Genomic DNA, 21,062 nt, shown 5'->3' on the forward strand with positions numbered 1-21,062 from the left:
GCAACCGCTGCTGTCCGCTCATGCCAGTCCCGTGGCCGGTTCAGCCGGACGGCGAATGTCGGGCAGCAGCCAGTGGAACCACGCCAGCGCCACCAGATAGGACGATGCGGCAAACAGGAAAAGCGGAACGAAGCCCAATCCGGCATCCAGCACCCGCCCGGCAATCAAGCTGATCGCCACCCCGCCCATATTGCCCATGAACGCTCCGAAGGCGGTCACCCGACCGACCTTGGCGCCCGGAACAACATCGGTGATGGTCGAAAACAGCGAGAGCGAAAAGCCCTGATGCCCGGCCATCACCACCCCGATCATGACGGCCACCGGCCAGAAGGAATTGAGCTCCATCACCAGCGGCAGCGGCGCGACCAGCAGGGCCGATGCGAGCATCACGCCCTTTCTCACCCGGTTGGGGGTCAGCCCGCGTTCCAGCAACCGGGTCGAAACCCAGCCGGCCAGCAGCGCGCCAAGGCCCGATCCGGCAAAGGCAATCGCCAGCGGCACCGCCAGTTCCAGCGTCGAGAGGCCGAATTCCTTGCGATAGTAATCGGCCAGCCAGAAATTGATGAACCACCAGGTCATGTCGGACAGTGCCTTGGCGCCGACAATCGCCCAGGTCTGGCGGTTCATGAGGATCGCGCCGTAACGCGCGCTCTCGCCGCCGGCGTCGGCGCTGCTCGCCAGCGTGCGCTCACGCAACTGGGCGACCCCGCGGGCCAGCCACATCCACGCCAGCAGCGACACGAAACCGCCGATCCCGCCTGCCACCAGCGCCCCGCGCCAGCCCACCGCCAGCGCCAACGCCGGGATGACAAAGGGCATCGCAATCGTCCCCGCGCCCGCCAGCATCGTCGCAAAGCCAAAGGCAAAGCTGCGTTTGTCGGGTGGAAACAGGCTCGCCACGGTCTTGATGGTGAGCGGCGTCTGCACTGCCTCGGTCACGCCAAGGCCGACGCGTGCGGCGACGACCTGTGCGGTGCTGATCGCCCACCCGTGAGCCATCGCGGCAAGGCTCCATGCAGACGCGCCGACCTGCATCGAACGGTTGACCCCCAGCCTGTCTACCAGCCAGCCGGTGAACAGGAAGGCAAAGGCGGCAGAAAACTGGGTGACGGCGGCAAGATCGCCGAAGTCGCTGTCGCTCCAGCCGAAATCGGCCATCATGTCGGGCTTGAGAATGGCGATGATCGGGCGGTCCATCGCGTTGAATACGCCCGCGATGCACAGCACCGTGAACAGCGACCAGCGCAGCCGGGCAGAAATGGGCGAGGGGGCAGGGGCGGCAGCAGCCATCACGGGTTCCTAACGGGCGCGGCAGGGGAAGGGCAAGCGGCAGCATTGATGCAAAAAGGGCCGCCGGATCGCTCCGGCGGCCCCTTTGCTGTGTTCAGGGCCGGGCGCCGATCACCGGAACCGGGCGCGCAGGGACACGCCGATGTAACGATCCGCATCGCGCGGGATCTGCAGCCGCCGCCCGTTTTCGACATTGAGCAGGACGTAGCTTTCATCGGTGATGTTGCGGACGTGGAAGGTCAGGCGGTACTGGTCTTCGGGATCGGAGAAGCCGACCGATGCGTTCCAGATGCCATAGGCCTCGATCGGGCCAGCATTGCCGAGATCGGAGAACTGGCTGCTGGTGTGGCGGAAATCGGTGTTGAGATACAGCACCGCCTTGTCGCCCAGATCGGTCGTGTAGTCACCGCCGATGGTATAGACGAACTCCGGAGCGAGCGGGAGGCGGGTGCCGTTGCGCGCGTCGGGGGCGTTGGTCAGCGGGTTGGGGTTGAACTCCTTCACGCGGGCATCGGCATAGGCCGCGCTGGCGCGCAGATTGAGCCCGGCAATCGGGTTCACGATCAGATCAGCCTCGAAGCCCTCGCTCTTGACCGTCCCGGCGTTGGTCAGGTTGGACACCGTCGCGCCGTTGACGACGATGAAGTTGTTGGCCTGGAACCCGTCATAGGTGACAGTGAAGGCCGACACGTTGAGCTGGACGCGGCGATCCCAGAACTGCGACTTCACCCCGATTTCAAAGCTGTCGGACAGCTCTTCCGAAATCGGCGCGGCATTGTTCGGAGCCGTGTGGTTGAAGAACACGTTGAACGCCGGACCCTTGTAGCCGCGGGTGTACGAACCGTAGAGCATCACGTCCTCGGTCGGTTCGAACTGGATGACCGCGCGGCCCGAAAGGTTGCCGTTGGTGGTCTCGCCCCGGCTGGTGTTGGTGCCGTTGCCACCATTGGCGACAAGGCCGCCTGCCGGATTGCCGACCACGCCCGGCCCGGTGGCCGGCAGGCCGGTTGCCGCGTTCACGCCCGGCGCACGGGTATGGGTGAATTCCAGATCGTCCCAGGTGTAACGCAGGCCGCCGGTCAGCGAGAGCTGCTCGGTGAAGCGATAGGTCGCCTGGCTGAAGATCGCATAGTTCACCGACCGCACATCGCTGCGCGAGGTCGCGGTGGGGAACAGGGTGTTCACGGTATCGCCAAGGTTGCACGGGGTGGCCCCGGTGCGCGGATCGACCGGCAGGGTCGAGCTGGCGCAGGTGATGTTGCGGCGCGTGAAGTCCTGCGAGTTGTCCGACTGCCAGGCGAAGACGCCGGCCTGATAGAAGAACGGCTTGGTCTGATCGGAGGCGATGCGGATTTCTGCCGAGACCTGCTCGGTCCGCACCACGCCGTCATCGTGCAGCTGGCCCGCACCCACGATCGCGCGCGGCAGGAAGTCGCCTTCGCGCAGTTCGCGGTTGAACCAGTTGCGATAGCCCAGCACCACGCTGAGGGTATGGCTGTCGCTGATGTCGAAATCGCCGGTGCCGGTCAGGCTCCACTGCTCGTCCTGGGTCGAGGTGACGAGGTTGTGGTTGATGAACCGCTGATCCTCGCCCAGCGCAACGCCGTTGGGCAGGCCGAGTTCGGCATCCTGCACCGCGCCGCGGCTGGCGCCGGTCACGTCGGCGCAGCAATCATCATCGGCCTTGTAGTAATCGGCGATCAGGCGGACGCGGTTGCTGCCGTCGTCATAATCCATGATCCCGCGCAGGCCGTAGCGTTCATAGCCGTTGACCTTGCGGTTGCTGGCGCCGTTGATGTTGGTGATGTTGCCGTCGAAGCTGCCGTAAAAGCCGGTCAGGCGGGCGCTGAGATTTTCGGCAATCGGCCCGGACAGCGCCGCGCGCAGGCGGAATTCATCGCCTTCGAACCAGTCGGCATTGACTTCGGCCTCGAGCGTGTCGGTGCCGCCCTTGGAAACGATGTTGACGAGGCCCGCCGAAGCGTTGCGGCCGAACAGCGTGCCTTGCGGGCCACGCAGCACTTCAAGCCGTTCGAGATCGACAAGGTCCATGAAGGCCTGACCCGACCGCGACAGCACGACGCCATCGACAACGGTGGACACAGAAGGCTCTGCCGCGACCGAGAAACTGATGGTGCCGACGCCGCGCATCACGATCGCGCTATTGGCGCTGGTGGTGCCCTTGCGGAAGGTCACGGACGGCACGACAGTCGAGATGTTCTCAAGGCTGAAGACCACGGCCTGCTGCAACCGGTCGCCCGAAACCGCAGTGATCGCGATCGGCACGTCCTGCACGTTTTCTTCGACTTTCTGTGCGGTTACAACGATTTCCTCGACCTGCGCCATAGCAGGCGCAGTGTGCATCAGCGCCAGCGAACTGGCGGAAAGGGCAAGCGTCTTGAGCGCGATTCGCGTGGTGGCGGACATTGGTGTTCTCTCCCCTGCATGATGATCGATCCGTTCTGGCGACCCCTTGCGGATCGTCGCCCCTGTGGCCGATCTTTCGCACATCGGGTTGCGCTTTCTGCGCTGGTATGTCAAGCGGTGTCAGATTGGGTTGGCGCGTAGTCCGGGACAGGAAAACGGGGTCTTGATGGTGCAGATCACTGCCATCGAAGGAGGGTTCGACCTGCGAATTGCAGGCCGGACAATCCTTGCCCACCGATCGGATAATCCATCTATTTCATTGTCTTGTGGTAATCCGCAAGTGACGATGGTGCGCGGCAATTTCCGCCTTTCGGATGCCCCTGTGGCATTGCGGCCACTGGCTTGCGCAGAAATGCAGGGTGAGGGCCAATGGTTGCTTTCGAGCGCCGATGGCAGCGCGAAGGCCGCTGTGACTCTTGCGCCGGGCGCATCGCGGCTGACGGTGCGGGCGTTCGGGCCGGAGGATCGCGTCACGCTCGACTTCACTCTCGCCCCCGATGACGTGCTGTGGGGCGGCGGCGAGCAGATGAGCTATCTTGCTCTGAATGGGCGAAAATTCCCGATCTGGACGAGCGAGCCGGGCGTCGGGCGCGAACCCGGTACGCCGCTGACCGATCAGGCCAGTGCCGATGGCTCTTTTGCGGGCGGGGATTACTGGACGACCAATTACCCTGAACCCACGGTGCTGTGCTCGGGCGGCTGGGCGATCAGCCTTGCCAATACGGAATATGTCGAACTCGACGCGACCGAGGCGGGACGGCTGCGCGTTCATGTCTGGTCGGGCGAGATGGCGATCGACCTGTTCGAAGGCGCGCCCGCTGACCTCACTCGCCAGCTTGCCGCGCGCTTCGGCCCACGCCAGAGCCTGCCCGAATGGGCGCTGGGCGGGGCGGTGGTCGGCCTGAAGCAGGGCGAGGCCTCGTTCGCGCGGCTCGAAAGGCTTATTGATGCGGGCGCGGCGGTCGCCGGCCTGTGGTGCGAGGACTGGGTCGGTATCCGCGAAACGAGCTTCGGGCGCCGCCTGTTCTGGGACTGGCAGTGGAACCCCGCCCGCTACCCCGATCTGCCCCAGCGCATCGCGGCGTTGAAGGCGCGCGGCATCCGCTTCCTCGGCTATGTGAACCCCTATCTCGCGGTCGACGGCCCGCTCTATCCCGAGGCGGTCGCGCAAGGCTACTTCGCCCGGCGGCTCGACAGCGACGCGCCCTATCTCGTCGATTTCGGCGAGTTCGATGCCGGCGTGGTCGACTTCTCCAATCCCGCCGCTGCCGATTGGTTCGCGGAAGAAGTGATCGGCAAGCGGATGCTCGATTTCGGCCTTGACGGGTGGATGGCCGATTTTGGTGAGTATCTCCCCACCGACCTGCGCCTCCACGATGGCGATCCGATGCAGGAGCATAACCGCTGGCCCGTCCGCTGGGCCGAAGTCAACGCCCGTGCGGTCGCCTCAAGGGGGCGGACAGGCGATGTGCTGTGGTTCATGCGCGCAGGCCACACCGGGGTGCAGGCCCATTGCCCCTTGCTGTGGGCGGGCGACCAGTCGGTGGATTTCAGCCGCCATGACGGGATCGGGACGGTGATCACCGCCGCGCTGTCATCGGGGCTGGTCGGCAATGCCTTCAGCCATTCGGATGTCGGCGGCTACACCAGTCTGTTCGGCAATGTGCGGACCGAGGAGCTGATCCTGAGGTGGTACGAACTCGGCGCCTTCAGCCCGGTGTTCCGCACGCATGAGGGCAACCGGCCGGACGACAATCTCCAGATCGACTCCTCGCCCGAACTGATCGCAGGTTTCGTGCGCTGGAGCCGTGTTCACGAGAGCCTCGCGCCCTATGTGCGCCACCTCGTCGCCGAGGCGCGAGATGCCGGCCTGCCCGCCCAGCGTGCGCTGTTCCTCCACTATCCGCAAGATCGCGAGACCTTCACGATTCAGGATCAGTTCCTCTATGGCGCAGACCTGATGGTGGCACCGGTGATCGAGGCGGGGGCGGTGATGCGCAAGGTCTATCTTCCGGAAGGGGCATGGCGGCATGTGTGGAGCGGGCAGGACTTCGCGTCCGGCTGGCATAACGTGCCTGCACCCATTGGTGAGCCGCCGGTTTTCTATCGTCCTGACAGCGCCTTTGCCGACCTGTTCGCCGGAGTAGCCGCATGAGCCGCGCCAACATCAAGGATGTCGCCGCCCGCGCAGGCGTCGCGGTCAAGACGGTCAGCCGCGTGCTCAACGGCCACCCCTATGTCAGCGCCGAGTTGAAGGCGCGGGTCGAACAGGCGATGGCCGAGCTCGACTATCGGCCGAGCGTTGCCGCACGCATCCTGTCGGGTGCGAAATCGGGGCAGATCGCGCTGATCTACGACAATCACAGCCCCTATTACATGTTCCAGATCCAGAAGGGCTGCTGGGACGTGTGCCACGAGAACGGCATCCGCTTGTTGGCGCAACCCGTCGACGTCGCCGACCCGCGCGTCGGGGAGCAGGTGCGCGGCCTTGTTAGCGAGACCCATGTCGACGGCATCATCCTGTCCTCGCCCGTCACCGACTGCGATCCGGTGCTGAGGGCGCTTGAGGGGATGGATGTGCCGTTCGTGCGGATCTCGCCGGGGACCAACCACGCGCTCACCTCCAGCGTGTTCATGGACGACGCGCAGGCCGCCGACGACATGACGACGCACCTCATCAATGCAGGCCACCGCCGGATCGGGTTCATCAAGGGCCATGCGAACCACATGGCCTCCGATGACCGGCTGTTCGGCTACCGCCGCGCGCTTGACCGTGTCGGCATCCCGTTCGAGCCGGGGCTGGTGGTCGATGGCGAATTCGACTTCGATTCCGGCGTGGCGGGCGCGCGGGCGCTGCTCGATCAACCCGATCGCCCGACCGCGATCTTCGCGTCGAATGACGACATGGCCGCCGGCGTGCTCGCTGTGGCGCATGACCGGGGGATCAACGTGCCTGCCGAGCTTTCGGTCGCGGGCTTCGACGATACCACGCTGGCGCGCACCGTCTGGCCGCCGCTCACCACCATTCGCCAGCCGATGGCCGAGCTTGCCCGGACGGCAACCCAGATCCTGATCGCAGGCGGGGACATCACCCACAAGCGCCTGCCCCATGACCTTGTCGAGCGCGCCTCGGTCGCTCCACCCAAGAGGAACTGACAATGAGTGAACTGCCCCTGCCGCCTGCAACCCGTACGCTCGGGAGCAGCGGGATAGACGTCTCCCCCATCGCCTGGGGCATGTGGCGGCTGGCCGAGGATGGCCGCACCGCTGCCGACGCGGCCAGGCTGGTGCACGCGGCGCTGGAAGCGGGGATCACCTTCCTCGACACGGCCGATATCTACGGCTTCGACGGTAATGGCGGCTTTGGCGATGCCGAGGTGCTGCTGGGCGAGGTGCTGGCGACCCAGCCGCGCCTGCGCGATCAGATGGTGCTGGCGACCAAGGGCGGTATCCTGCCGCCGCTGCCTTACGACCAGAGCGCGGCCTATCTTAACAAGGCCATCGAGGATTCCTTGCGCCGCCTGAAGGTCGACAGTGTCGACCTGTGGCAGATCCACCGTCCCGATATCCTCGCTCACCCGCAGGAGGTGGCGAGGGTGCTCGATGATGCGGTGGCGAGCGGCAAGATCAGGGCGCTGGGGGTGTCGAATTTCACGCAGGCCCAGATTGCCGCGCTCCAGCATTTCCTTGGCAACAAGCTGGTCAGCACGCAGCCGGAAATCAGCCCCTTGCGGATCGACTGCTTCGAGAACGGCGAACTGGATCAGGCGATGATGCTGGGGCTGACCCCGCTGGCGTGGTCGCCACTGGGAGGCGGGCGTCTGGCCGCGCCGGAAACGCCGCGCAACAAGGCGGTGGCGGCGGCGCTCGATGTGGTGGCCGAGGCGCAAGGCGTGTCGCGCACGGTCGCGGCCTATAGCTGGCTCATGGCGCATCCGGCGGGGATCATTCCGATCATCGGCTCGCAGAACGCCGCCCGCATCGCGGAAGGGGCGCAGGCGCTCAAGGTCCGCTGGACGCGCACCGATTGGTACGCCGTGCTGGTCGCGGCGCGGGGCGTGCCGCTGCCCTGATTGGCCCCACGAGAACACAAGATTTGGACGAGGAACCTGAGGAAATGAGCCAGCCCCCCCTTGCGCAACAATGCGAAATCGCGTGGTTTTCCGCGCTGTGTGACGACGATTACGAATTCCTCGGCGTCCCCGATCCCTATCTGCAATCGAGCTGGGAGCATTGCCGCAACCTCGTGCTGCGCGCCGAGGAAGGCGGGTTCGACAACATCCTCCTGCCCTCGGGCTACCAGCTTGGGGTCGACACCACGATCTTCGCTGCCGCCGTCGCGACGCAGGTCAAGCGCATCAAGCTGCTGTGGGCGACCCGCATGGGCGAGGACTGGCCGCCGCAACTGGCGCGCCGGATCGCGACGCTCGACCGCATCCTCGGCCCGAATGCGGCCGGCACCGGGGGCAGGCTCAACGTCAACATCATCTCCTCGGACATGCCGGGCGAAAAGATCGAGAGCGGCCCGCGCTACCGCCGCGGCACCGAGATCATGAAGATCGTTCGCACGTTGCTGAACGGCGAACACCTCGATTTCGATGGCGAGTTCTACAAGCTCAAACTCGATCCGCCGCGGATCACCACCCTCAGTGGCAAGTGTCCGCCGTTCTATTTCGGCGGCCTCAGCCACGAAGCGCGCGAATGTGCGGCTGAGGCGGCGGACGTCTACCTGATGTGGCCCGACATGATGGACAAGGTGCGCGAGAACATCGTCGACCTCAAGGCCCGCGCCGCCAGTTACGGGCGCACGCTCAAGTTCGGCTACCGCGTCCACGTGATCGTGCGCGAGACCGAGGACGAGGCGCGCCACTACGCCGACCGCCTGCTGTCGAAGCTGGACGACGAGGCGGGCCGCGCGATCCGCGAAAAGAGCCTCGACGCCAAGAACTACGGCGTCCAGCGCCAGCAGGAGCTGCGCGGCGCGGCCGATGGCGATGGCTTTGTCGAGGAGAACCTGTGGACCGGCATTGGCCGCGCGCGTTCTGGCTGCGGGGCGGCGATCGTCGGCACGCCCGACCAGGTGCTGGCGAAACTGCGCGCCTATCAGGCCGAGGGGATCGAGGCCTTCATCCTGTCGGGCTATCCGCACATGCAGGAGGCCGATCTGTTCGCGCGCCATGTGCTGCCGCATATCCAGCACGGCCCGCTGGAGATGTGATCCACCACCCCGTCCCGGGCTTGACCCGGGACCCAGCTTTCTTGCTGCATATCCGCCGCAAGAAGAATAGCTGGGCCCCGGGTCAAGCCCGGGGCGGGGAAAAAGTCCAACACCACCCCTCTTCCGGAATTGTAGGCCGCGCCAGCCGCCCCCTTCGCGCGAATCTGCGCGGGGTCATGCCCCTGCTTGCCGCCCCCTAGGCCCCCTCCAGACCCCGCTTGGCCCCCGCTTGCGCGGTGTTTCACGTGAAACCTTCCCCTACTGCACCCTTGCCCTCGGCGCGGGGTCGATAATTTCCTCTTTTCCGCGTCCCCTCACGGTGACAAGACGTATCTCAAATCGAAACCGATTTGAGAGGAGAGACCCCGATGAACCTCGAGTTCACCCCCGAAGAGCAGGCCTTCCGTGACGAAGTCCGCGCCTTCATCGCCGAGAATTATCCCAAGCATCTCGCCGATTTCGGCATGCGCGAAGACATGGAACGCGAGGACTTCCTCGCCTGGCACAAGGTGCTGGGCAAGAAGGGCTGGTCGGTTCCGGCATGGCCGGTCGAATATGGCGGCACCGGCTGGACCCCGACCCAGCGTTACATCTGGTCGGAAGAAAACGCCCGCATCAACGCCGTCATGCCGCTGCCTTTCGGCGTGTCGATGGTCGGCCCGGTGATCTACACCTTCGGCAATGCCGAACAGAAGGCCAAGCACCTGCCCGGCATCGTCAGCGGCGACGTGTGGTGGTGCCAGGGCTATTCGGAACCGGGTGCAGGCTCCGACCTTGCCAGCCTCAAGACCACCGCCGTGCGTGACGGCGATCACTACGTCATCAACGGCCAGAAGACCTGGACGACGCTTGCCCAGCACGCCGACTGGGGCTTCTTCCTGTGCCGCACCGATCCCACCGCCAAGGCGCAGGAAGGCATCAGCTTCATCCTCGTCGACATGAAGACGCCGGGCGTGGAAGTGAAGCCGATCAAGCTGCTCGATGGCGGCTACGAGGTCAACGAGACCTGGCTGACCGACGTGCGCGTGCCGGTCGAGAACCTTGTCGGTCAGGAGAACAAGGGCTGGACCTATGCCAAGTTCCTGCTCGCCCACGAACGCAGCGGCATCGCGGGCGTGGCGCGCAGCAAGCGCGGCGTTGAAAAGTTGCGCGAAATCGCGACGCACGAGACGCTCGATGGCCAGCCGCTGATCAAGGATTTCGACTTCGCCAAGAAGGTGAGCCAGCTCGAAATCGATCTCGCCGCGCTGGAAATCACCGAGCTGCGCACGCTGGCGGGCGAACAGGCGGGCAAGGGGCCGGGGCCGGAAAGCTCGATCCTCAAGATCAAGGGTACCGAAATCCAGCAGCGCCTCACCGAACTGACGCTGGAAGCGGTCGGTACCTACTCTGCGCCTTACATGGGCGGGGTGTCGAACGACAACGGATCGAATGAACACCCGGTCGGCCCCGACTATGCCACCCACGCGGCGGCGACCTATTTCAACATGCGCAAGACCAGCATCTATGGCGGATCGAACGAGATCCAGCGCAACATCATCACCAAGATGATCCTCGGTCTGTAAGGCCTGAAGGACGGGAGAGAATTCGTGGATTTCAACTTCACCGAAGAACAGGGCATGGTGCGCGACGGCCTCTCGCGGCTGGTGCGTGAGCAATACGGCTTCGAGGAGCGTCGCAAGGCCATCGCCAGTGCCGAGGGCTGGCGGCCGGAAATCTGGGCGCAGCTGGCCGAATTGGGCATTCTCGGGATGCCGTTCTCCGAGGCCGACGGCGGCTTCGGCGGCGGCGCGGTCGATGCCATGGTGATCATGGAGGAATTCGGAAAAGGCCTTGTTGTTGAACCCTTTATCCCCACAGTGGTGTGCGCTGGCGGGTTCCTGAAGCACGCCGGAACGGCGGCGCAGAAGGAAGAGCATATCGGCGCGATCGTTTCGGGGAGCGCGGTCTTCGCCTTCGCCTATGCCGAGCCGCGCGGGCGCTATGACTATGCCGATCTTGAGACCACCGCGAAGAAGGACGGGGCGGGCTATGTCCTCAACGGCCACAAGGCGGTCGTCATCGGCGCGCCCTGGGCGAGCCACCTCGTCGTCACCGCCCGCACCGGCGGCGAGCGGCGGGATCGCTCGGGCGTCTCGGTGTTCGTGCTTGCCAAAGACACGCCCGGCGTGACCACCCGCGATTATGTGACGGTCGATGGCCGCCGCGCATCGGAAGTCTATTTCGAGAACGTGTCGGTCGGTGCCGAGGCGCTGATCGGGGCCGAGGGCGAAGGGCTGGCGCTGATCGAGACCGTCACCGACGAAGCCATCGCCGCCCTGTGTGCCGAAGCCTGCGGGGCGATGAAGGTCGCCCATGCCATGACGGTGGAATACAGCCGCCAGCGCAAGCAGTTTGGCGTGCCGATCGGCAGCTTTCAGGTCCTACAGCACCGCATGGTCGACATGTACACTGCCTACGAACAGGCGGTGTCGCTGACCTATCTGGCAACCCTGCGCCTCGGCTCGGACGAGCGCACCCGCAAGCTGGCTGTGAGCGCCGCCAAGGTCGGCGTGGGCCAGGCGGCGCGGCTGATCGGGCAGGAAGCGGTGCAGATCCACGGCGGCAACGGCGTGACCGACGAATATGCCATCGGCCATTATTTCAAGCGGTTGACGATCTTCGACAGCGAATTCGGCAATGTCGATCACCATCTGAAGCGCCACGTCGCGCTGAGCTGAGGCCCGCGCCTTTGATCAGAAAAGGCCCCGCTCTCACAATGGCGAGAGCGGGGCTTTTTTGTTTCGGACACAGGGGTTTAATCGCGGCCCTTGGGTTTGCCCCTGAACTTGCCCTGCGGCTTTCCCGTCGCCTTGCCCGGCCCCTTGGCAAAATGCCGGGGCTTGGCCTGAGTGGCCCCCGGAGCAGAGGGCTTGGCCTTGAAGGGGCGCTGCGGGGCGGGGCCGGCATTGGGCTTGCCGCGCCGGGCATTCTCGCGCGCGGCCATGCGCGGCGGCTCGGTAGAATGCTCGATGGCAATATAGCCGCCATTCTCCTCGCTCCCCGCTGTTGCTGCGACCGCGTCTGCAAATTTGCCTGCAATGGCACGGGGGATCTGGAAATAGGTTTCGGCATGGGCGATGCGGATCGCGCCGATTTCATTGCGGGTGATATGGCCGCGGCGGCAGATGAGCGGCATGATCCAGCGCGGATCGGCGTTCTGGCGGCGGCCGATATCCATCCGGAACCACACCGTATCCTCGAAGCCCTCGCGGTGGCGGGCTTTCTGCGCCTCGCGCTGTGCTTCGAAACTCTGCGCCAGCAGTTCCTCGGGTTCGGGCATGGCGGCGCGGTGGGCCTGTACCAGCATCGCCGCGATCTCCTGCGGGCTCTTCGTTTCCAGCAGCTTGTCCGCCAGTTCGCGATCGCCATCGGTCACTTCGACGGGCTGCATCAGCTTGTCGAGCAGGCGCACCTTGTCGGCTGCGATGATCGCTTCGCGGTCAGGCGCGGCGGTCCATTCGGCGTTGATCCGGGCATGGCGCAGCATCGCTTCCACCCGCTTGCGGCGCGGGAAGGGAACGATCAGCACGGCCACGCCCTTCTTGCCGGCGCGGCCCGTCCGGCCCGAACGGTGCTGCAAGGTTTCGGCATCGCGCGGAATTTCGACATGAATGACGAGGCTGAGTGAGGGCAAGTCGATCCCGCGCGCTGCCACATCGGTCGCCACGCACACCCGCGCACGGCGATCGCGCAGGGCCTGGAGCGCCTGATTGCGTTCCGACTGCGAATGTTCGCCCGACAGCGCGACGACGCCGAAGCCGCGCTCCTGCAAGGTCGCATGGAGGTGGCGGACATTGTCGCGCGTCGCACAGAACAGGATCGCGGTTTCCGCCTCGTGAAAGCGCAGCAGGTTGACCACCGCGTTCTCGATTTCCGAGGGTGAGACGGTGACCGCCTGATAGGCAATATCGCCATGCCCGCGTTCCGCCGTCCCGGTCTCGATCCGCAGCGCATTGCGCTGATAGCGGCGGGCAAGGGCTTCGATCGGGCGGGGCATGGTGGCCGAGAACATCAGCACCCGGCGTTCATCCGGGGTCGCGTCGAGGATTTCCTCCAGCTCCTCGCGAAAGCCCATGTCGAGCATCTCGTCGGCTTCGTCCAGCACCACGGCTGACAGCGCGGACAGGTCAAGCGCACCGCGTTCGAGATGATCGCGCAGACGCCCCGGCGTGCCGACCACGATGTTTGCGCCTGCCGCGAGCGCCCGGCGTTCGACCTGCGGGTTCATCCCGCCCACGCAGGTGGCAATGCGCGCACCGGCCGATTTGTAGAGCCAGTCGAGTTCACGCGCGACCTGCAGCGCCAGTTCGCGGGTAGGGGCAATCACCAGCGCCAGCGGCCCGGCGGCGCGGCGCACCCGTCCATCCTCGCCCAGCACCTGATCGGCAAAGGCCAGCCCGAAAGCGACCGTCTTGCCCGAACCGGTCTGCGCCGAGACGACCAGATCGCGACCATGCGCGTCCGCCTCCAGCACGGCGGCCTGAACGGGCGTGAGTGTTTCGTAGCCGCGCGCGGTCAAGGCCTCGGCGAGGCCAGCGGGACAATCGGGAAAAGACATGGGGAAGTAGCTTTCAGGCAGAGATGCGCGCTTGGCCAGGCGAAGCGCAAAAACGATGACGCGCAGCGCATCAAAGCGCGCCCCATACACACTTCGATGCGGTTTGGCTTGCGCTTTTGTGTGCGGGACTGCGTTATTCCGGTGCGGCGGCCAGCAGGTCGAGCAGATTGCGCGCCGCCTCGCGGTCTTCCTCGTGCGCGCAGGCGATATCAAGATCAGGCGCATCGCCCAGCACCACCAGCAGGCTCCACAAGGCAAAGCGTTGCCCGCGGTCCTGCATCATGCCGAAATCGACCCGCATCCGCTCGATCCCGTCAGGCAGGGCGGCGGGGGCGATGGCGGCAAGATCGCGGGTGCCGAAATAGCGGTGGAGGAGGTCGGCCATGTCCATCAGTGAGCAGCTCAGGCCGTCTTGCGCACGATCAGTTCGGGCGGGAGCACGAGGCTTTCGGTGGTCTCTCCCGCCAGCCGCCGCAGCAGCAGATCGACCAGGCCCCGCGCGCCCGCAGCGATATCCTGCCGCACCGTGGTCAGCGGCGGCACCGTCTGGCGCGCGATCGGCAGGTCATCGAAGCCGACCAGCTTGACGTCCTCCGGCACTGACAGGCCCTTGTTGCGCAGTTCGGTCAGGCACAGCGCCGCCAGCGTATCGGTGGCCGCGAAGATCCCGTCGACATAGCCGCCATGCGCGGCGAGATGTCCGGAAATTTCGGAGCTGGCGCGTTCGGGGGAAAGATGCGTCGGCAGCGCCATCACGCGAGGCAGGCCCAGCCGCGCGGCGGCATCCTGCGCCCCGGCAAAGCGCGCGGCGAATTCCATCGGGCCGGTATCGCCGAGGAAGGCGATCTGCCTTGCCCCGGCAGCAATCAGGCGTTCTGCTGCCAGCCGGCCGCCCAGCCGGTTGTCCGTTCCAACCACACAGTGCCGCTGGCCCTCGGTGTGATTGCCCCACACGACCATCGGGTTGTAGCCATCGGCAACATCTTCGATCCGGTCGAACTGATCGGACTGGCCGATCACGATCACCCCGTCGATCATGCCCGAGCCGATGAAACGGTCGAGCCAGTCGGCATCCTCATCAGGCACCACGCGGCGCAGCATCAGGTCATAGCCGTGCTGGGTCAGCTCGTCGGCGAGGAAGCCGAGCAAGGTCATGAAGAAGCTGTCGGAAATCTGCTGGCGGGTGTCGTGGCCGAGCGGAATGACCACCCCGATCACGCCGGTCTTCTGGCGCCGCAGGCCGCTTGCCATCTGGTTGGGGCGGAAGCCGTGTTCGCGGGCGAGCGCCTCGATCTTCTCGCGGGTCTTGGCGTTGACGAGGGTCTTGCCCGCCAGCGCCCGGCTCACCGTGCCGGGGGAAACGCCCGCCAGCCGCGCCAGATCGGTGATGTTGCGTACCGTGCCTTTGGTATCCCGATCCGGCATGACTGTTCCTAGTTGGAGACAAATTCCTGTTCGCGCGGTCTGCGATGTCCAGCATCCACCATCAAGGTAGCTACTGCACCAGCCAGCATCAAGACGCCGCCAAGCATCAGCACATGGCGCGGATCGCCGCCCAGCAGCGGACGGTAGATGAGCGGCATGGTCAGCGTCTGGATCAGCATCGGGATGACGATGAACAGGTTGAAGATCCCCATGTAGATCCCGTTGCGCTGCGGCGGGATGCAGTCGGCGAGCATCACATAGGTGTTGCCCATCATCCCGGCCCAGCCGATGCCGATCCCCAGCATCAGCACGAACAGCGCCAGAGGCGTGGCAGCGCCAGGGATCATCAGCATCGCCGCGCCCGATGCGGCAAGGCATACTGCATGGGTCTGGCGCGCGCCGAAGCGCCTGACGACAGGGATCAGTGCCAGCGCGCCTGCAAAGGCGATGAAGTTGTAGAGCGCGCCTGCCTGCTGGGTGGTGAGCGTCGCCTCGCGAAAGAGCGCGCTCGCCGGGTCGCTGGTGCCGTAGATGCTGCGCCCCACGGCAAAGGTTATGTACTGCCAGTAGGCGAACATCGCATACCACTGGCACAGCATCGCGCCGGCCAGCTGGCGCATCGGGCGCGGCATGTCCCGGATCGCCTCACCAATTTCGGCAAAGGTCCCGCGCATCGTCAGTGGCCTCGCTTCAAGCGCAGCCTGTTGCTCGGCATCGAGCGGCAGTTCCGGCACCCGCCACACCGACCACACGATGGTCGAAATCGATAGAATCGCACCAATGATGAAAGCGATGCGCACAATCACGGGAATGCCGTTCGCATCCAGCACATCGCGGGCCACGAAGGCGGTGAGGAGTGAGGGCGCAAGATAGGACAGAGTCTGGGCAAGGCCGGTAAAGGCGCTCTGGGTCAGGAACCCGGTCGATCGCTGGTCGGATGCGAGCCGGTCGGCGACATAGGCGCGATAGGGCTCCATCGTGATGTTGTTGCCCGCATCGAGGATCCACAGCAGGCTGGCCGCCATCCACAGGGCGCTGGAATAGGGCATGGCGAACAGGGAAAGTGTGCAGATCACCGCGCCGATCAGGAAATAGGGCGTGCGGCGGCCAAGGCGGGAATTGGTGCGGTCACTCATCGCGCCGACGATCGGCTGGATGATGAGCCCCGTCATCGGCCCGGCCAGCCACAACAGCGGCATGGTCGCCTCGTCCGCGCCGAGGAAACCGTAGATCGGCCCCATATTGGCCTGCTGCAGCCCGAAGCTGAACTGCAGGCCGAAAAAGCCGATGTTCATCTCGATGATTCGCAACAGCGAAAGCCGGGGCTTTTCGTTCACTTGATGCCTCTCCCGCAGATATTGTGCCACGTCGGTCTGTGCCGCGCTATGGTGCAGAACTGACACGTTTGGAGGCTCTTTGCAAACGATTGCAAGAATCTTGTTGCAAACGTTTGCAGGATGAGTAGGTGTGGCATCGTCGTCGCCGCAGAAGCGCGAACTCGAGAGGAGAGAGAAGATGAAACTGCGTCACGCGCTTTGCGCGAGTGCTGCCCTGTCCGGCCTGCTTGCAACCCCCGCCTTCGCTCAGGATGATGTGGCCGAGGATGAAGGCAGCGAGATCATCGTCACCGCCGTTGCCCGCGGCCAGAACCGCATCGAAAGCTCGGTTTCGGTCAGCACCATCGGGGCCGACACCATCGCCAATCTGGCCGCGCCGTCCGCAGCCGACCTGATTCGCCAGATCCCCGGCATCCGCTCGGAAGCCTCGGGCGGTGAAGGCAATGCCAACATCGCGGTGCGCGGTATCCCGGTTTCCACCGGCGGTGCGCGCTACATCCAGCTGCAGGAAGACGGCCTGCCGATCCTCGAATTCGGCGACATCATCTTCGGCAATGCCGACAACTTCCTGCGCGCCGATCGCTCGGTCGCCCGCGTCGAAGCGGTGCGTGGCGGCTCGGCCTCGACCTTCGCCTCGAACGCGCCGGGTGCGGTGATCAACTTCATTTCCAAGACCGGCCAGCTGGAAGGCGGCGCGATCCAGGCCAGCGTCGGCCTCGACTTCGAAAGCTACCGGCTCGATTTCGACTACGGCGCGCCACTGGCGGAAGATCTCTATTTCCATGTCGGCGGCTTCTACCGCACTGGGGAAGGCCCGCGCGATATTGGCTACAACGGCTTTGACGGCGGCCAGATCAAGGCCAACATCACCAAGGAATTCGACAGCGGCTACATCCGCTTCCACGCCAAGTATCTCGATGATCGCACCCCCACCATCCTGCCGCAGCCGGTGCGCGTCGGCGGGACGGGCGGCAACCCGGATTATCAGGCGATCCCCGGTTTCGATCCGCGCAGGGATTCGCTCTACAGCCCGTTCCTGAACCCGGCGGTGACGCTGGATGGCAACAACAACCCGGCCAGCTTCGACTTCCGTGAAGGCCTGTCGGTGCAGAGCCTTGCCTTCGGGATCGAAAGCGAGTTCGACGTCGGCGGCGGCTGGACGGTGACCAACCGGTTCCGCTTTGCCGACAATTCCGGCAGCTTCCAGTCGCCCTTCCCGGCCGGGGTCGATGCCGCGCAGACGGTCGCCAACAACCCGTTCCTGATCGACGACGACAACAACCCCGAAACCCCGCGCGTGCTGCCCCCCGGCTTCGGCGGGGCGCGGCTGTCCTTTGCCAGCGGCCCGAACGCCGGTCAGGCGATCACAAACCCCGGCACGCTTGGCGGGAACGGCCTGCTGGCGGAAGTCGTGGTGTTCAACGTCCGGCTGAACAGCCTCGACAACGTTACCAATGATTTCCGCGTCAACAAGCAGTTCGATTTCGGCGGCGGCTCGGCCAATTTCACCACCGGCTTCTACATGTCGCGCCAGACGATCAACACCGATTGGCTGTGGACCAGCCACGTTCAGACGGTGCAGGGCGATGGCCAGGCGGTGCTGGTGGATATCGCCGATCCGAACGGCAATCTTGTTACTCAGAACGGCACGATCGGTTTCGGGGCGAGCTTCTTCGGCAATTGCTGCCGCCGCAATTACGACGTCGACTATTCGACCTATGCGCCCTTTGCCTCGCTTTCGCTGGAGCTGGACCGGCTGACCATCGACGCCTCGATCCGTTACGATTTCGGCGATGCCAGCGGCACCATCACAGGCACGGACAGCGGCTTCGGGATCGGGCTGACCAGCTTCGACTTCGACAATAACGGCGCGATCAGCCCGGCTGAGGCACAAACCAGTGTGCTACCGCTCGGCAATGCCCGTCCGGTCAATTACGACTTCGACTATTTCAGCTTCTCGCTCGGCGCGAACTACCTCGTGACCGACGATCTGGGCGTGTTCGCGCGCTACAGCCAGGGCGGGCGCCACACGGCCGACCGCAGCCTGTTCTCGCCCGCAGTGAGCGCGGTCGACGGCAGCCTGCCGGGCGGCGATGCCGGGGTGATCGCGCGGGTCGATCAGCTGGAAGCGGGTCTAAAGTACCAGTCCGGCGGTCTCGCGCTCTATGCCACCGGTTTCTATGCCGAAACTTCGGAAACCAATGTCGACATCGCGCCGGTGGTGCTGTTCGACACCACTTTCGAAGCCTTCGGGATCGAACTGGAAGGTGCCTATCGCACCGGGCCGTTCACCCTCTCGGCAGGTGCGACCTGGACCGATGCGGAGATCAAGGACGCGCTCAACCCAGACACCATCGGCAACACCCCGCGCCGTCAGGCCGATCTGGTCTATCAGGCGACCGCGCAATACGACACCCGGCAGTTCACGCTCGGCGCCAACATCGTCGGCACCACGGAAAGCTTCACGCAGGACAATAATGACCTCGTCCTGCCCGCCTTTGCGCAGGTGAACGCCTTCCTCGCCTTCCGCCCGATTGAGCGGGTCGAGCTGGGCCTCAACGCCACCAACCTGTTCAACGCCACAGGCTTCACCGAGGCGGAGGAAGGCTCGATCCCGGCCAACGGGCTGGTGCGCGCACGCTCCATCGCTGGTCGCACGGTACTTGCCTCGGTTCGGTTTGATTTCTGATAACCGCAATTGAGGCACATGGGCTGGCCGCCACTCTCCCCCGGCGGCCAGCTCTCCTTATGATTGATGCAAGGTGGTGGATTATCGTGATGAGCAGTGCCTGGAAGCCCGAGCACCTGCGCAGGATCGAGACGGGAGCGAGGCTCGCCATTCCTGCGGTGACGCGGGCGGAGCGGTCGGGTCTGGCGTCTGACCGGTTCTATTGGGATATGTGGCCGGTGCAGGACACGGCCGGCCAGCGTGCAAGCCTTGCCGGGCGCGCCTTGTGGATGGCGCTGACTGCGCCTGATCGCGGCGATCCGGCGCTGCGCCATTTCGAGGCGAAGATCCACTGGCTGGAGCACCGGGACGGCGGCTGGGTCGATCACGGCCCGGTGCTGCTCGATATGCCCGTTCCCTATGAACGCGAATGGGCCGGATCCGCGCTGCTGGATGGCGACGTCTTGACACTGTTCTTCACCGCTGCCGGAACTGCGGCGAGGGCGGGGGGCTATCAGCAGGAACTTTGGGCCACCAGCGCGCCGCTTGGCCGTGATGGCTGGCCGCAGGACTGGTCGGTCCCGGCGCCGCTCGTGACCGGCTATGGCCCGCATTACATGCCCGCTGACGCGCAAGAGGGCGAGCCGGGGCGGATCAAGGCCTTCCGCGATCCCGCCTATTTCCGCGATCCCGCCGATGGCAGCGAATACATCGCCTTTACCGCCTCGCTCGCAGGGTCAGGCTCGGCCTTCAATGGTGCCTTCGGATTGGCGCGCAAGGGGCCTTCAGGGTGGGTCTTGGCCCCCCCTTGCCTCCATGCAGAGGGCGTCAACAACGAGTTAGAGCGCGCTCATCTGGTGTTTCACGGGAAACATTACTACGCCTTCTGGTCGACGCAGACCGCGACTTTCGCGGATGATCTGCGCCACGCACCGGGGGGGCTTTACGGGATGGTGGCGGACAGCATGGCCGGGCCGTGGCGGCCGCTCAATGGCAGCGGTCTGGTGCTCGCCAACCCGGCAGATCAGCCCCAGCAGACCTATAGCTGGTATGTCGACGCCTCGCTTGCGGTGTGCAGCTTTGTCGATGTTCTGCCGGACGGCAGTTTCGGCGGCGTGCCTGCGCCCTTGCTCCAGCTGGAGCTTGACGGAGACGTTTCGCGGGTGCGCGCCTTCGAGCCCGAGAACGCCGCCTGATGGCCCGGGCCATGTTGGGCGCGATCGAGGCAGGCGGCACCAAATTCGTGCTCGCTGTAGGGCCATCGCCCGACCGCATCCTTGCCCGCCACACGATCCCTACCCGCACGCCCGAGGCGACCTTGGCCGAGGCGGCGGAATGGCTGGCGGGGAAGGGCGGGATCACGTCGCTCGGCATCGGGTCTTTCGGCCCGGTGGAACTTGACCGCACCTCGCCCAAGTGGGGCTTCATCACCAACACCCCCAAGCCCGGCTGGGCGGATTGCGACATCGCCGGCTACCTCGGACAGGCGCTGGGCGTTCCGGTAGGGTTCGATACCGACGTGAACGCGGCGGCACTGGCCGAATATGCGGCGGCAGGCGGGGCGGGCGGAGGCCTCGCCTATCTCACCATCGGCACCGGAATCGGTGGAGGCATAGTGCTGGATGGCAAGCCGGTGCATGGCGCTGCCCACCCCGAGATCGGCCATATCTACCCCCGCAGGCATCAGGACGATGTTGATTTTGCAGGCATATGTCCTGCTCACGGCGATTGCCTCGAAGGGTTGGCGAGCGGGCCGGCGATCATCGCGCGCTGGGGTGTGTCGCTCTCGCAATTGCCTGCTGATCATCCCGGTCACGCGATCATCGCCGATTACATCGCGCAGGCCTGCCATAGCTTGTTTGCCAGCGTCGCGGTGGAGACCATCGTGATCGGCGGCGGGGTGGCGAACACACCGGGGCTGACCCAGCGGGTGGCCGAGCGCGCCCGGCAGCTCGACAATGGCTATCTCCCCGGCGGCGTGCGCCACCGCATCATCGCCCCGCGCCTGGGCGGGGATGCCGGGATCACCGGCGCGCTGATGCTGGCCGAGACGGCTGGCAGGGCTTGAGAATTGCCTCTCCCCCCGCGATAAAGGCG

15 protein-coding genes are annotated in these 21,062 nt (G+C 65.3%); 9 read left to right on the top strand and 6 right to left on the bottom strand.

Features of this window, described 5'->3' with window-relative positions:
* Positions 1 to 18: 18 nt before the first annotated feature.
* Positions 19 to 1,290, bottom strand: coding sequence for an MFS transporter (locus tag CHX26_RS06480; protein ID WP_104941669.1), 1,272 nt, complete (start codon positions 1,288 to 1,290; stop codon positions 19 to 21).
* 111 nt (positions 1,291 to 1,401) lie between these two features.
* Positions 1,402 to 3,717, bottom strand: a complete 2,316-nt coding sequence (locus CHX26_RS06485; RefSeq protein WP_104941670.1) for a TonB-dependent receptor — start codon at positions 3,715 to 3,717, stop codon at positions 1,402 to 1,404.
* A gap of 166 nt (positions 3,718 to 3,883) precedes the next feature.
* Between CHX26_RS06485 and CHX26_RS06490 the strand changes: the two genes are divergently transcribed.
* The 6 genes from CHX26_RS06490 (at position 3,884) to CHX26_RS06515 (ending at position 11,655) form a co-directional block, all read left to right on the top strand.
* Positions 3,884 to 5,872: an alpha-glucosidase gene (locus tag CHX26_RS06490; RefSeq protein WP_104943308.1), complete on the top strand. Its 1,989-nt coding sequence runs from the start codon at positions 3,884 to 3,886 to the stop codon at positions 5,870 to 5,872.
* Complete coding sequence (locus CHX26_RS06495; RefSeq protein WP_104941671.1) at positions 5,869 to 6,873, top strand: LacI family DNA-binding transcriptional regulator; 1,005 nt, start codon at positions 5,869 to 5,871, stop codon at positions 6,871 to 6,873. Before CHX26_RS06490 ends, CHX26_RS06495 begins: the two co-directional genes overlap by 4 nt.
* Positions 6,874 to 6,875: 2 nt before the next feature.
* On the top strand, positions 6,876 to 7,790 hold the full coding sequence (locus tag CHX26_RS06500; RefSeq protein ID WP_104941672.1) for an aldo/keto reductase: 915 nt from the start codon (positions 6,876 to 6,878) through the stop codon (positions 7,788 to 7,790).
* Between the two features lie 44 nt (positions 7,791 to 7,834).
* Entirely contained in the window at positions 7,835 to 8,935 is a 1,101-nt protein-coding gene (locus CHX26_RS06505) for an LLM class flavin-dependent oxidoreductase (protein ID WP_104943309.1), read from the top strand.
* A 368-nt stretch (positions 8,936 to 9,303) separates the two neighbouring features.
* On the top strand, positions 9,304 to 10,500 hold the full coding sequence (locus CHX26_RS06510; RefSeq protein ID WP_104941673.1) for an acyl-CoA dehydrogenase family protein: 1,197 nt from the start codon (positions 9,304 to 9,306) through the stop codon (positions 10,498 to 10,500).
* Positions 10,501 to 10,524: 24 nt separating this feature from the next.
* Positions 10,525 to 11,655 (top strand): acyl-CoA dehydrogenase family protein, encoded by a 1,131-nt coding sequence (locus tag CHX26_RS06515; protein ID WP_104941674.1) that lies wholly within the window; start codon positions 10,525 to 10,527, stop codon positions 11,653 to 11,655.
* A gap of 77 nt (positions 11,656 to 11,732) precedes the next feature.
* Here CHX26_RS06515 and CHX26_RS06520 read toward each other — a convergent pair whose 3' ends face one another.
* From CHX26_RS06520 to CHX26_RS06535, 4 genes are all read right to left on the bottom strand, one after another.
* A complete protein-coding gene (locus CHX26_RS06520; protein WP_104943310.1) occupies positions 11,733 to 13,535 on the bottom strand; it encodes a DEAD/DEAH box helicase in 1,803 nt (600 codons plus the stop codon).
* A 133-nt stretch (positions 13,536 to 13,668) separates the two neighbouring features.
* Positions 13,669 to 13,926 (bottom strand): hypothetical protein, encoded by a 258-nt coding sequence (locus CHX26_RS06525; RefSeq protein WP_104941675.1) that lies wholly within the window; start codon positions 13,924 to 13,926, stop codon positions 13,669 to 13,671.
* An 11-nt stretch (positions 13,927 to 13,937) separates the two neighbouring features.
* Entirely contained in the window at positions 13,938 to 14,960 is a 1,023-nt protein-coding gene (locus tag CHX26_RS06530; RefSeq protein ID WP_104941676.1) for a LacI family DNA-binding transcriptional regulator, read from the bottom strand.
* A gap of 8 nt (positions 14,961 to 14,968) precedes the next feature.
* Entirely contained in the window at positions 14,969 to 16,255 is a 1,287-nt protein-coding gene (locus CHX26_RS06535; protein WP_104943311.1) for an MFS transporter, read from the bottom strand.
* A 220-nt stretch (positions 16,256 to 16,475) separates the two neighbouring features.
* Between CHX26_RS06535 and CHX26_RS06540 the strand changes: the two genes are divergently transcribed.
* The 3 genes from CHX26_RS06540 to CHX26_RS06550 all read left to right on the top strand — a co-directional run bounded on the left by CHX26_RS06540 (position 16,476) and on the right by CHX26_RS06550 (position 21,033).
* Complete coding sequence (locus tag CHX26_RS06540) at positions 16,476 to 18,986, top strand: TonB-dependent receptor (protein WP_104941677.1); 2,511 nt, start codon at positions 16,476 to 16,478, stop codon at positions 18,984 to 18,986.
* Positions 18,987 to 19,075: 89 nt separating this feature from the next.
* Positions 19,076 to 20,161, top strand: coding sequence for a glycoside hydrolase family 68 protein (locus CHX26_RS06545; RefSeq protein WP_104943312.1), 1,086 nt, complete (start codon positions 19,076 to 19,078; stop codon positions 20,159 to 20,161).
* Entirely contained in the window at positions 20,161 to 21,033 is an 873-nt protein-coding gene (locus CHX26_RS06550) for an ROK family protein (protein ID WP_233997311.1), read from the top strand. Before CHX26_RS06545 ends, CHX26_RS06550 begins: the two co-directional genes overlap by 1 nt.
* The last annotated feature ends 29 nt before the right edge of the window (positions 21,034 to 21,062 follow it).

The sequence above is a fragment of the Porphyrobacter sp. HT-58-2 genome, from assembly GCF_002952215.1.
Lineage (GTDB): Bacteria > Pseudomonadota > Alphaproteobacteria > Sphingomonadales > Sphingomonadaceae > Erythrobacter.